Source organism: Rhodopseudomonas sp. (genome assembly GCF_036404135.1).
GTDB lineage: Bacteria > Pseudomonadota > Alphaproteobacteria > Rhizobiales > Xanthobacteraceae > Rhodopseudomonas_A.
The window spans coordinates 1-11,241 of record NZ_DASWPE010000181.1; the positions used below are offsets into that span (position 1 = coordinate 1).

At 63.2% G+C, this 11,241-nt stretch carries 14 protein-coding genes; 3 read left to right on the plus strand and 11 right to left on the minus strand.

Annotated features, from left to right (window positions below; genetic code table 11):
• Window positions 1-47: 47 nt before the first annotated feature.
• Complete coding sequence (locus VGC77_RS20345; protein ID WP_331173376.1) at window positions 48-1,001, minus strand: DUF2189 domain-containing protein; 954 nt, start codon at window positions 999-1,001, stop codon at window positions 48-50.
• Between the two features lie 338 nt (window positions 1,002-1,339).
• Between VGC77_RS20345 and VGC77_RS20350 the strand changes: the two genes are divergently transcribed.
• A complete protein-coding gene (locus VGC77_RS20350) occupies window positions 1,340-1,729 on the plus strand; it encodes a DUF3597 domain-containing protein (protein ID WP_331173377.1) in 390 nt (129 codons plus the stop codon).
• 118 nt (window positions 1,730-1,847) lie between these two features.
• On the opposite strand, the gene VGC77_RS20355 is transcribed toward VGC77_RS20350, so the two are convergent.
• A complete protein-coding gene (locus tag VGC77_RS20355) occupies window positions 1,848-2,138 on the minus strand; it encodes a GNAT family N-acetyltransferase (protein WP_331173378.1) in 291 nt (96 codons plus the stop codon).
• Between the two features lie 468 nt (window positions 2,139-2,606).
• Here VGC77_RS20355 and VGC77_RS20360 point away from each other — a divergent pair, with 468 nt between their 5' ends.
• Window positions 2,607-2,735 (plus strand): hypothetical protein, encoded by a 129-nt coding sequence (locus tag VGC77_RS20360; RefSeq protein WP_011473211.1) that lies wholly within the window; start codon window positions 2,607-2,609, stop codon window positions 2,733-2,735.
• Window positions 2,736-2,764: 29 nt separating this feature from the next.
• Here the strand turns inward: VGC77_RS20360 and VGC77_RS20365 are convergent, their stop codons facing one another.
• The 5 genes from VGC77_RS20365 to VGC77_RS20385 all read right to left on the minus strand — a co-directional run bounded on the left by VGC77_RS20365 (window position 2,765) and on the right by VGC77_RS20385 (window position 7,745).
• On the minus strand, window positions 2,765-4,237 hold the full coding sequence (locus tag VGC77_RS20365; RefSeq protein ID WP_331173379.1) for a DASS family sodium-coupled anion symporter: 1,473 nt from the start codon (window positions 4,235-4,237) through the stop codon (window positions 2,765-2,767).
• Between the two features lie 318 nt (window positions 4,238-4,555).
• Window positions 4,556-4,912, minus strand: a complete 357-nt coding sequence (locus tag VGC77_RS20370; protein WP_331173380.1) for a hypothetical protein — start codon at window positions 4,910-4,912, stop codon at window positions 4,556-4,558.
• 128 nt (window positions 4,913-5,040) lie between these two features.
• Window positions 5,041-5,283, minus strand: coding sequence for a hypothetical protein (locus VGC77_RS20375; RefSeq protein ID WP_331173381.1), 243 nt, complete (start codon window positions 5,281-5,283; stop codon window positions 5,041-5,043).
• Window positions 5,284-5,445: 162 nt separating this feature from the next.
• Window positions 5,446-6,789, minus strand: coding sequence for a S8 family serine peptidase (locus VGC77_RS20380; protein WP_331173382.1), 1,344 nt, complete (start codon window positions 6,787-6,789; stop codon window positions 5,446-5,448).
• Window positions 6,790-6,959: 170 nt separating this feature from the next.
• Entirely contained in the window at window positions 6,960-7,745 is a 786-nt protein-coding gene (locus VGC77_RS20385) for an outer membrane protein (protein WP_331173383.1), read from the minus strand.
• A gap of 142 nt (window positions 7,746-7,887) precedes the next feature.
• Here VGC77_RS20385 and VGC77_RS20390 point away from each other — a divergent pair, with 142 nt between their 5' ends.
• On the plus strand, window positions 7,888-8,124 hold the full coding sequence (locus VGC77_RS20390; protein ID WP_331173384.1) for a DUF433 domain-containing protein: 237 nt from the start codon (window positions 7,888-7,890) through the stop codon (window positions 8,122-8,124).
• A gap of 133 nt (window positions 8,125-8,257) precedes the next feature.
• Here the strand turns inward: VGC77_RS20390 and VGC77_RS20395 are convergent, their stop codons facing one another.
• From VGC77_RS20395 to VGC77_RS20410, 4 genes are all read right to left on the minus strand, one after another.
• Window positions 8,258-8,467 carry a hypothetical protein gene (locus tag VGC77_RS20395; RefSeq protein ID WP_331173385.1) on the minus strand — a complete coding sequence of 70 codons (210 nt, stop codon included), beginning with the start codon at window positions 8,465-8,467 and terminating at the stop codon, window positions 8,258-8,260.
• Between the two features lie 135 nt (window positions 8,468-8,602).
• Window positions 8,603-9,463 carry a hypothetical protein gene (locus tag VGC77_RS20400; protein WP_331173386.1) on the minus strand — a complete coding sequence of 287 codons (861 nt, stop codon included), beginning with the start codon at window positions 9,461-9,463 and terminating at the stop codon, window positions 8,603-8,605.
• Complete coding sequence (locus VGC77_RS20405) at window positions 9,460-10,062, minus strand: hypothetical protein (RefSeq protein WP_331173387.1); 603 nt, start codon at window positions 10,060-10,062, stop codon at window positions 9,460-9,462. The genes VGC77_RS20400 and VGC77_RS20405 overlap by 4 nt, the downstream gene beginning before the upstream one ends.
• A 96-nt stretch (window positions 10,063-10,158) precedes the next feature.
• The coding region (locus VGC77_RS20410) for an ATP-binding cassette domain-containing protein (protein WP_331173388.1) at window positions 10,159-11,241 on the minus strand (1,083 nt) is incomplete at its 5' end.

Genomic DNA, 11,241 nt, shown 5'->3' on the forward strand with positions numbered 1-11,241 from the left:
GGCAGGCCTCTCGCAACCGCGAAATCCTGCCGCCCGCGCCAGCGCGCTCAGCGCGGATCGCGTTTCCATTGGAAGAGCGCGGCGGGGAAATCCGCTGCGGAGCGCCGAATCGGGTTGGCCGGCGGAATCACCGGCGGAAACGGATTCGGTTCCACCACCTTGCGATACAGATGCCAGGTGGCGTGGCCGAGCAGCGGGATCACCACCGCGAGGCCGAGGAAGGCCGGCAGCGACCCCAGCACCAGCAGGGCCGCGACGATCAGCCCCCAGGCGGCCATCGGCAGCGGATTGCGCGCCACCGCGCGCAGCGAGGTCGCAATGGCATCGACGAAGCCGGCTTGGCGGTCCAGCATGATCGGGAACGCCACCACGCTGAGGCACAGCGTCACCACGGCGAACAGGAAGCCGGCGCCGCAGCCGATCAGAATCAGCCGCCAGCCGTCGCGCGTGGTCAGCACCAGACGGACGAAATCCGGGATCGCCGCGGCCGGCGCGTTGCCGAAGGTCGCAACATAGATTGCCTGGGCGGTGGCGATCCAGGTGACGAAGATCGCCAGCAATAGCGCGCCGAGCCCGAGCATGGCGCCGAACGAGGGCGAGCGCAGCACCTCTGTGGCGTGCCAGGCCGAGGCGTCCTGGCCGAGCTCGCGGCGGCGGCTGAGTTCGTAGAGCCCGAGCGCTGCGAACGGGCCGATTAGCGCAAAGCCGGCGGCCATCGGAAACAATAGCGGCAGCACCGAATAGCCCAGCACAGCGCGCGCCAGCACCAGGCCGAGCACCGGATAGATCACGCACAGCATGATGGCGTGGCTCGGCACCGCCTTGAAATCCTCCCAGCCGAGCCGCAACGCAGCGTGCAGATCGCCTAGGTTGATCTTGCGAATCGCCGGCGGCGAGGCTCGCCGGGCTTGCTGCGCCGCGGGCTGCGCGTCTCCCACGGAGGCCGCGCGGTCGGCATAGGGCAGATCGTCGGCAAACTCGTCGGCATATGGCGTGGCCATGGTCGTGCCTCCCTCTGCGCACCGGATCGCTCGAACCGGCGACGACGTGCTGGATGATCACGAGCAGACCAGACGCGAGCGCAAAGACCTGGTCTTGCCGCGACCTGTTAAGCGAGCCTAACGCTGATCCGCAGCGCCCGGTTACTCACGCCTGGGTGATGCCATGCTGTGCGGTGTCGCAGCTCATCCGTGTCGCCAGCACTCAGCAATGACGCCCGCGTGCAATGCGGCGGGGAACAACGCCGTAACCCGTCGGTTAGTCCGCAACCCGCGGCTGAAACGTCAATCGGCCGCGGGGCGATCGGTTCCCTCGATCACTCGTCCATTTGGAGCACCCAATGAGCATTTTTGGAAAGATCATCAGCGCGATCTTCGGAACCCACGCCGAGGCGGCGCCGGGCGGCACCACCGCCGGCGGCCCGGCGACGGCGCCGTCTGCGGGCGGCTCCAGCGCCGGCGCACCCGCGCAAAGCGTCGAGGTGGCGCCGATCCTCGACAAGGCGGTCGCCGACAAGCACGAGAAGTTGGAGTGGCGCACCTCGATCGTCGATCTATTGAAGGCGCTGGATATCGATTCCAGCCTCAGCGCGCGCAAGGAGCTGGCCAAGGAACTCGGCTATAGCGGCGACACCAGCGATTCCGCGACCATGAATATCTGGCTGCACAAGCAGGTGATGAGCAAACTCGCCGCCAATGGCGGCAAGCTGCCGGCCGAGATCAAGCACTGACGGCCGGTCGCCGACGTGCAACAGCAAAAAGGCCCGCAACGTGCGGGCCTTATTTTTATGAGTGGGCCTTTTATGCGCCCCATAGCTGCTGAAAGCTGCTTGCGATGCGATCGTAAGCTCAGCCTTTGAGGTCGGCATATTCCGGATGGGCGTCGAGATAATCGGCGACGAAGCCGCAACCGGCGACCACTTTCAACCCTTCGGCGCGAATCAACTCCAGCGCACCCTTCACCAGCCGCGAGGCGATGCCGCGTCCGCGCAGCGCCGCCGGCGTTTCGGTGTGGGTGATGATGACTTTGTCAGCGGCGCGACGGTAGCTCGCAAAGGCCAGCGAGCCCTGCGCGTCCAGTTCGAAACGTTGGCACGGCTTGTTGTCACGAACGGTGACGGTGATGTCGATCTGGTTCACGGCGTTCCCCTGTGTGTCTCGCGCAGCACGCACATCGGCATGATGGCGGCATTTTTCAAGTGCGGGTGAACCCCGGGGCCCGCATTGTCCCCCAGATTAGTCTTGCGCCGACCGCGTCAGCGGGCTGCGCCCTCGCCATCGCTGGTGACGCGCATCACGTCATAACGCGGCAGTGCGCCGTCGGGTTTCGCGCGCAGCAGTGGCCTGCGCCGGGCGCAGGGGACAGCATGACGCAATCGATTGGCCCGGCGCATGATAGCGCGGATTGGACCGGGCGGCAGCGCGATATCCCGCCGCAGTGAACGGCAACAGTGCTATAGCGTTTTCGAGCAAAGTGGATCCCGGTTCGCGTGAAGAAAACGCGTCAAAATAACAATCTAGGGCTCCGGTTCTGATTCTATCAGAACCGGAATAGCTCTAAGAGCGGGGATCGCGTCGCTTGCGCCGCAAAGATAGCAGGAGGCCGTCATGGCCAACGACAAAGGCCCCAACATCAAGAAGAAGCAGAAGTGCAAGAATTGCGAGGGCAAGGGCACGCTGAAAAAGGGCGACAAGGTGGTGACCTGCCAGCGCTGCAAGGGCAGCGGGGTGAGGTGACGCCGAACCGCGGCGCCACAACGGCTTGATCAGAGATAGCCCAGCACGCCCCACCACAGCCCGCCGACGCCGACCAGGATCAACAGGTTGACCACGCTCATCACCAGGCCGGCGATCCACCATTCGTTCAGCGTGATGTAGCCGGAGCCGAAGATGATCGGCGCGGTGCCGGTGGCGTAATGCGTCAGCGACATGTTGAGCGACGAGGAGAACGACAGCAGCAGCCCGAGCAGCATTGGCGGGGTGCCGAGCGCGATGCCGGCGGCGAAGAACGCGGCGAACATCGCGGTGACATGCGCGGTGGTCGAGGCGAAAAAGTAGTGCGCGTAGAAATACACCACCACCAGGATCGCCGCCGAGGCCTTCCAGTCCATTCCCAAATGGGTGATGCCGCCCTGGATGGTCAGCGAGAACCATTTAGTGAGGCCGAGATTGCCGAGGAAGGTCGCCATCATCACCAGCGCTGCGAACCAGATCAGCGTGTCCCAGGCGCTCTTGGCCTTGAGGATGTCCTCCCACTCCAAGACGCCGGTGATCAACAACAGCGCCAGGCCGATGAAGGCGGTGGTGGTCGGATCGAGGCCGAACGCCGGGCCGAGCAGCCAGGCCGGCACGCCGGCCCACACCGCCAGCATCATGATCAGCACGCCGAGCGTGATGGCTTCCGGCAGCCGCATCGGCCCGAGCTTGACCAGTTCCGCGCTGGCCATCTCCTTGGCTCCCGGGGTGTGCTTGATCTGCGGCGGATACAGCACATAGAGCACCAGCGGCATTACCAGCAGCATCACCAGGCACGGCAGCAGCGCCGCCAGCGCCCATTGCCCCCAGCTCACTGAAATGGCGCCGGCGGTCGCCGCGGCAATCAGCGCCACGCACAGCGGATTGGGCGCGGTGGCGGTGATGAACATCGCCGAGGTGATCGGGTTGGTGTTGTAGTTCACCAACGCCAGATAGCGGCCGATGCTGTTCTGGGTGCCTTGTTCGGGGCTCGACCCGTAACTGTCGGCGATCGAGCGCATGATCGGATGGATGATGGCGCCACCGCGCGCGGTGTTGCTGGGCGTCACCGGCGCGATCACCAATTCGGAAAACACCAGGCCATAGGCGATGCCGAGCGTCTTCCTGCCGAACAGCTTGACGAAGTAGAAGCCGATGCGGCGGCCGAGCCCGGTCTTGGTCACCGCCAGCGCCACCATCACCGCGCTGACGATCAGCCAGATCAGCGGGTTGGCGAAGCCGGACAGCGCGTCGGTCAATGCCGCCGCAGGCTTGCCGGGGTTGCTGACGCCGGTGATCGCCACCAGCGCGATGGCGATCATCGACAGCGCGCCGAGCGGCATCGCCTTGCCGATGATCGCGACGATGGTGCCGACGAACAATGCGAACAGATGCCAGGCATTGGGTGCGACGCCGGCCGGAACCGGGATTGCGAACCAGATCACCAGCGTCAGACAGACCACCACGGCGGTCGGAAGCGGGCGGGGCAGGACGAGATTCTTCATAGCACGGCCTCGAAGCTGCGCAGCGGGGCCTTCAAGGCGCAAGATGGCCCGGATCAGCACGGCCAGCGGGTGCGCGCCGTCTAGCCCAGCGCCGGTTGGCAAGCACGCGGTATTTTCAAACGCAGCGCAGGCCGCGCCGGGCGCATGGCGTGTCACAGGCGAGGCGTGCAGAGGACGCCGCGCTCGCCGCGGGCGGGTGCGGCGATAGCGGCAAGCTATCAGGCCATCGGTACGGTCGATCACAACGCGCGGGACGTGGCGACGTCGCCCTAGGTATGACTACGGGGAAGCGCCCGCGCCGTCGTGCGGGCGGGCCGCTCAGCCACAATTCCAGATCGGCCCGATCGGCGTGCGGGTCCAACACGGGCCGAAGCTGCCGCCATTGTAGCGCCCGCGGTAGAAGCCGGGCCGGCCGACATAATGCAGCTCGTCGTCGTAGCCGTAATATTGCGGCACGGGATCGATGTACCAGGGCCGCCGCTTGCGCAACGCCATGCGCGAAGCGGGGGTTTTGTCGGCAAACGGCGGAACGCTGTTGTTCGGCGGCTGATGATAGCCCGGCAGGAAGCCGTAGCCGTGCCAGCGTTGCGGCGGCTTCTTCACCGGCGCCGCTGCAGCCGCGGCCGGCAGCAACGCGAGGGCGATGACAAGCGCGAGAGAGGCGAAGCGGGACATCGGCGCAGGATAGCCGCGCGGCGGGTGGAAGGCGATTCAAATCAGGCGGCGCAAGGCGAGGCAACCGATCCTGGATTCGCGGCTGGTGCGGCGTTAGGCGCGCCGCAGCAGCTCCCAGGAACAGTAGCTCACTGCGGAATGTCGTCATCCATCGGCGGCAATTGCACGCCTTGTTGCGGTCGCACGCTTTCGACGCCGTCCACCGTCCGCAGTTGATCGATCAAGGAACTCTCGCCGACCCCGGTGATGGTGCGAAAGCGCGACAGCTTCTGCTCGACGCGCAGTCCGCGCTGTTCCAGCGACTTCGCCACTTCGTCGAGGTCGGCGCGCCGATCCTTATCGACCATCACCAGGATTCCGATCTCTGCCATGCCAAGGGCCTCCGGCGTTGCAGCAGTCGAGAGCCATTCCGGTTCTGATCGAATCAGAACCGGAGCTCTAGCTTCTTATTTTGAAGCGTTCTGTTCACGCGAACCGAAATCCACTTCGCGCGAAAACGCTATAGCGTATCGCGTGGGCCCCGCCGCCGCGGGCTAGGCCCCCGCGGCCGGCGCCTGGGCAAGCCCGGCGCCGAGGTCGCTTTCATTGCCCAGGCTGCGGGCCGTGTGCACCAGCGCGTCCCATAGCTTCTGGCCGCGCAGCGACGGATCGGACTGCGCGAACAGCGCCGCCAAGCCGGCGACGTGCGGGCAGGCCATGCTGGTGCCTTGCAGGATCCTCGACAGCTGCGGGCGGGGCGCGGCGGAATACACCGCGACGCCGGGCGCCGCAATATCGACGTGGCCGCCGTCCGGATTGATGCTGCCGCAGGAGAACGGCGCCACCCCCATCTTCGGATCGACCGCCGCGACCGACAGCACGGTCTGCGAATTGGCCGGGGCGCCAACCGGCGCGATATAGCCGAAGTCGCGCGCGCTCTCATTGCCGGCAGCGGCGATGATCAGGCTGCCTTCGGCCAGGGCCGCGGCGCCGACCTCCTCATAGAGCGGGTCGGGCTTCTCGCCGGGTTGCACCGCGCGGCCGAGCGACATCGAAATCGCCACGCATTTCGACTCGATCGCCCAGTTCATGCCGTTCAGAATATCGCCCTCGCGCCCGGAGCCGTTGTCGCTGAGCACCTTGCCGACATAGAGCTCGACGTCGGGCGCGACGCCGTAGCGCCGGCCGATGGCCGACTTTGCCGGCCCGGCGACGGTGCCGGCGGTATGGGTGCCGTGGCCGTGGACGTCTGTCGCATCGCCGCCGACGAAGCTTCGCGAGACGATCGCCCGGCCCTTGAAATCCGGATGTTCGAGATCGAGGCCGGTGTCGAGCACCGCGACCCGGATGCCGCGCCCGGTGTAGGTGGATTTGTCGGCGCCGATCGCCTGCAGACCCCAGGTGTATTGATCGGTGTCGGCGAACGGCGCCGGCGAAGTGGCGACCAGACTGAGCGTCGGCGACTCCGCGGACGCCACCACCACCGAGGCGGCTTCTTCGGCGAGCAGCACCAGCCCGTCGCGCACCCATTGATGATAGCGCTGCGCCCGCTCGCTGACCGCGAACAGGAAGAATTCCGGACGCACCTGCCGGACCTCGCCGGCGGCGGCCAGCGCGTTGAGTTGCGTCCGGGCGGCGGCACTGCTGACCTCGGGCAGCACCGCGACGCTGAAGCGCGGCAGGATCACCGCGGAGCCGCCGCTCAGCGCCTCGCTCATCGCCGTGGTCGAGGTGGCGAATTCGCGCGCATCGAACGCTGCCACGCCGATCGCATTCTTGATCTGGCTCTGGGCCTTGAGGATTTCGGTGCCACGGTGCAACAGCACCAATGTCCGCCCGGTCGGTTGCGGCGGAGGGGGTTCAGGAAAACGACGTCCGGCGTCCTCTTTGCTCGCCATGGTGGCCTCCCAGCCTGGTTGTACCGGCGGCGAGCGCTGTTGAGGCGGCGTCGCGCCAGCCGGCGAGTTCGGCTGATAGCACGAGCAAAGGAAAAATACAACTCTAACGTGTTATTTTTAGATAACACAATCTGGCGTCGCGGGGCGCGGCGGGGATGCCGCGCCGCCGATCAATAGGCCGCGACGATCCGTTCGCCCCAGCGATAATTCAGCCGCACCGTTACCAGATCGACGTCCTGATGGATGCGGTCGCTGGCATAGGCGGTGCCGGCCGGCGCGAGCGTGCCGATATTGGTGAATCGGATCACCTTGTCCTGCATGAACATGTGATCGTATTCGACGCCGACCGACCAGGCGCCGCCGAAGCCATATTCCAGGCCGAGGCCGACCACCGCGCCCCAGCGGTTGTCCTTGACGGTGTCGCTGATCTGGGTGCCGGTGGAGGTGAGATAGCCTGTATAGCGATCCGCGGTCACCACACCGCCGGCCTTGAAATAGAGCAGGGTGTTGCCCCAGGCATTGCCGATCTGCCCGGTGAACAGCCCGAAGGAGTCGAGCTTTGTGGCGTTGACCACGGTCGGGAAGGCGACGCTGATGTTGCTGCCGTGGAAATCCGCCCAGTTGCCCTGCGCCTCGACGCCGAACACCAGATTGGCGGCCTGCCAGCGATAGCCGAGCTGGCCGCCGGCGGTGCCGCCGGTAGCGTCGTGGCAGCCTTCCGAGGTGAGGAAACTGCCCGCCGCATTGACGAAATCCCAGCATTTGCGGCTCGAGCCCCAGCCGCCATTGCCGCCGAGATAGAGCCCGCTCCAGGCGTAGACCGGCGCGCTGATGGCCTTGGCGTAAGGAGCGGCGGCGACGTCGGCTGCGGAGGCAGGACTGGCCGTGGCGAAGGCGGCGAGGGTGGCAAGGGAGGCGAGGGTGGCAAGGGATCCGCCGCGCAAAATCCTGGTCATCGCGTGTCCTCTGGGCTGCAGGAGAATCAGTCTTTGTTCAGCTTAAGGTTGTGCGCGAAAAATCTTGTCTCATATTTGGTACAGTGCGGGACTATCGGGCGGAGCGCCCTGATAAATGCTATTGCTTCGGGAAAGGAATTCGATGTCGGACCTGCTCGTGCGCATCACCATCGATCCGGACGTCCTCCACGGCCGCCCCTGCATTCGCGGCCTGCGGATCAGCGTCGCCGATATTCTCGGTCAACTCGCCGCGGACGCTTCACGCGACGACATTTTGCGTGACTATCTCTATCTGGAAAACGCCGACATTGACGCGGTGCTGGCCTTTACGGCGAAGCAGGCGGATCACCCGGTCATCGCGGCCTCGGGAAATCTGTAGCCCGCATGAGCGCAGCGATATGCGGGACATGCGTGGTCATGGAGAACCCCGCATGTCGCTGCGCTCATGCGGGCTACGCTTGGTCGCCACGATCGCACGCCAAGAAGCCATCGAGATGTCCGCTCGGCGTTGATCAAATAGAGATCGGCTTCAGCTCGAATACCCGGCCATACTTCGCTGCCTCGGCAACATCGCCGCGGCGCAGCGCGACCCGCACCGCTTCGAGCCTGCGCACATCGTCGGGCGAGAAGTAGGGTGCCCACACGCCTTCCTCGCCGCGCTCGACCGTCACCTCGGCCGCGTAGCGGCCTTCATGGACAAGTTCGATCCGAGTTCGGCGCATTGCGATTTGCCTCGTCAAACATTTTCTGTTGCATCCATGTTAGCAGACGGCGCGTAGCCCGTCATAGCGAAGCGAAATGCGGGACACCTGCGCCATGAGTCCCGGATATCGCTTCGCTTGTCCGGGCTACGATTGCTACCCTTGCAATTCGGCCTTACGGACGTGAACGCCTAAATCGTTCAACGCGAACTTCTTGTTTTTCAACACGATTTCACTAATATCAGAATAGAAGGAATAAAGGTTCGGTCCCTTAATTGGAGCCAGGCCGGGATGGGCGGAGTTATTGCGAAACTCAAAGCAATACCGGAGCCGCTGATGTTGGTTATTGTCGATCAACTGTAGATATTCAAGTACCCACAATAGGTCTGTATCGAATACCTTCTGCAGTTCTGAAAGAGACGCCACCATTTGCTTCTTGTTGAACGGCTTAAATCGCCCCGTCGTCTTCGCCGCCATCTCTTCAGTCGCCCTGCTAAAATTGTCGTAACCGATCTCTCCAATCTTTGCATGGATTCGAGCTATGGTGGCGCACCAGCCCAAAACGATGCACGCCCTGAGAGCATTAGCAGTTAGACAGCGCTGAGCTTCAGCAAGATATTCGCCTTCATCGCTTGGAAGGCCCTCGATAAATGGAGTGATGCTAAGTCCAGTCGTGGTTGAAAAAGAACCAATTTCGATTTGATGAACAATATGGTCCAGATACAACGTCCTCGAATCGTTCAACGTAGCCAAGAGAGAATTCTTCCCGGGTTTTGTCCGAGATGCCCTGAGTAGCCGTTCGAAATATCTTGATGCCTCGTTCACGAGCGCTAGCGAAAAGCCTGCAGATTCAAGCGCAGGCTTCACGGAATCAAACCACGTAGCAGCTACACCTTGAACATTTGCCAGCAAGCTCCCGGCTTGGATTTGTGAGCCAGAATATCTTCCAACGCGCTTTTGAACATCTGACAGAGAGGTGAGATGAGCCCGAGTAAGCGCCAAGAGTCTCTCTTTCACTGCCCTAACTCTTTGACGATCTCAGCAAGTTTCGTCATTCCTTCCCCGGTCAACTCAACAACTCCATCCTCAGCGATGCTGTCGTCCGTGATCGCTCCGCGAAACAGCGCGTGATTTCGTTTCAAAGCTTTGTTGAAGTTGCTGTCGAAAAATCCATCATCTTTCACGCTCTCACGTAGCTCAGTGTATGGAGCGGAGATGGAGTTGCCGAGCAGGCCATTCTCCAAAAGCACCATCATCACCTTGATGAGCTGTGCCTTCGAGAGGTTTCCTGATGGAATTTTATAGACTGGTAACATGGGGTCATGATCAAGCATAAATAGCTTGTCCAGTTCTGCCCTTGTCACACCATATCGGTTAATAAAAGCAAGAATATTGGCGGGCAGCTTCTTATCCGGTGTTTTCCCATCATTCTCGGCGGGAGCTTCAATCCGGTCCTGAGCCTGCTCCTTTGGCGCGGTAGCTACAGTCGGCTCGGCAAATGCCGCCTCAAAGAGAAGTTCAAAGCACCTCTCTTGCAGCGACTCCGGAACCGATTTAACGATTTCCATGATTTCATTAATATCTTTTCTCGCCTTCGCAAAATCAAGTATGGCCATTGGCTTCCCCTCAGTTGCCATATTCAGCCAAAATCGTCTGAGGGTTGCAAGAGATTATGCAGTCTTCCTGCTTCGATGTGTCTGGTACTAAAGTATTTACTCCGCCGCTTCCCCGGTCTTGCGCTTTTTCTTCGCGATGCCCGCGGCCTTTTCCAGCACCGGCTTCAGGAATTTTCCGGTGTAGCTGCGCGGTGCCTTGACGATGTCTTCCGGCGGGCCCCAGGCGACGATTTCGCCGCCGCCGTCGCCGCCTTCGGGGCCTAAGTCGATCACCCAGTCGGCGGTCTTGATCACTTCGAGATTGTGCTCGATCACCACCACACTGTTGCCCTGCGACACCAGCTCGTGCAGCACTTCGAGCAGTTTGGCGACGTCGTGGAAGTGCAGGCCGGTGGTCGGCTCGTCGAGAATATACAACGTGCGGCCGGTGGCGCGCTTGCTCAGCTCCTTCGCCAATTTGACGCGCTGCGCTTCGCCGCCGGAGAGCGTGGTCGCCTGCTGGCCGACGTGGATGTAGTCGAGCCCGACGCGCTGCAGCGTCTTGAAGGTCTCGCGCACCCGCGGCACCGCCTTGAAGAACTCGGCGGCTTCTTCCACCGTCATGTCGAGCACGTCGGCGATCGACTTGCCCTTGAACAGCACGTCGAGGGTCTCGCGGTTGTAGCGCTTGCCCTTGCAGACGTCGCAGGTGACGTAGACGTCGGGCAGGAAGTGCATCTCGATCTTGATGACGCCGTCGCCCTGGCAGGCCTCGCAGCGACCGCCCTTGACGTTGAACGAGAAACGCCCCGGCCCATAGCCGCGCGCCTTGGCTTCCGGCAGCCCGGCGAACCATTCGCGCATCGGCGTGAAGGCGCCGGTATAGGTTGCCGGGTTCGAGCGCGGCGTCCGCCCGATCGGCGATTGGTCGATGTCGATCACCTTGTCGAGCAGTTCGAGCCCGGTCAGGTGCTCGTGCGGCGCCGGCACGACGCGCGCCCCGTTCAGCCGCCGCGCCACCGCCTGGTAGAGCGTGTCGATCATCAGCGTTGACTTCCCGCCGCCCGACACCCCGGTGACCGCCACGAACAGGCCGAGCGGCACGTCGACGGACACGTTCTTGAGATTGTTGCCGGTCGCCCCGTCGAGATGCAGCTTGCGCGCCGCATTGGGTTTGCGCCGCTCGGCCGGCAGCGGAAT

What these genes read in the sequence shown, in the direction of transcription:
- VGC77_RS20345 (WP_331173376.1), bottom strand. Translation starts at nt 1,001, where the DNA reads ATGGCCACGCCATATGCCGACGAGTTTGCCGACGATCTGCCCTATGCC.
- VGC77_RS20350 (WP_331173377.1), top strand. Translation starts at nt 1,340, where the DNA reads ATGAGCATTTTTGGAAAGATCATCAGCGCGATCTTCGGAACCCACGCC.
- VGC77_RS20360 (WP_011473211.1), top strand. Translation starts at nt 2,607, where the DNA reads ATGGCCAACGACAAAGGCCCCAACATCAAGAAGAAGCAGAAGTGCAAG.
- VGC77_RS20365 (WP_331173379.1), bottom strand. Translation starts at nt 4,237, where the DNA reads ATGAAGAATCTCGTCCTGCCCCGCCCGCTTCCGACCGCCGTGGTGGTC.
- VGC77_RS20370 (WP_331173380.1), bottom strand. Translation starts at nt 4,912, where the DNA reads ATGTCCCGCTTCGCCTCTCTCGCGCTTGTCATCGCCCTCGCGTTGCTG.
- VGC77_RS20375 (WP_331173381.1), bottom strand. Translation starts at nt 5,283, where the DNA reads ATGGCAGAGATCGGAATCCTGGTGATGGTCGATAAGGATCGGCGCGCC.
- VGC77_RS20380 (WP_331173382.1), bottom strand. Translation starts at nt 6,789, where the DNA reads ATGGCGAGCAAAGAGGACGCCGGACGTCGTTTTCCTGAACCCCCTCCG.
- VGC77_RS20385 (WP_331173383.1), bottom strand. Translation starts at nt 7,745, where the DNA reads ATGACCAGGATTTTGCGCGGCGGATCCCTTGCCACCCTCGCCTCCCTT.
- VGC77_RS20390 (WP_331173384.1), top strand. Translation starts at nt 7,888, where the DNA reads ATGTCGGACCTGCTCGTGCGCATCACCATCGATCCGGACGTCCTCCAC.
- VGC77_RS20395 (WP_331173385.1), bottom strand. Translation starts at nt 8,467, where the DNA reads ATGCGCCGAACTCGGATCGAACTTGTCCATGAAGGCCGCTACGCGGCC.
- VGC77_RS20405 (WP_331173387.1), bottom strand. Translation starts at nt 10,062, where the DNA reads ATGGCCATACTTGATTTTGCGAAGGCGAGAAAAGATATTAATGAAATC.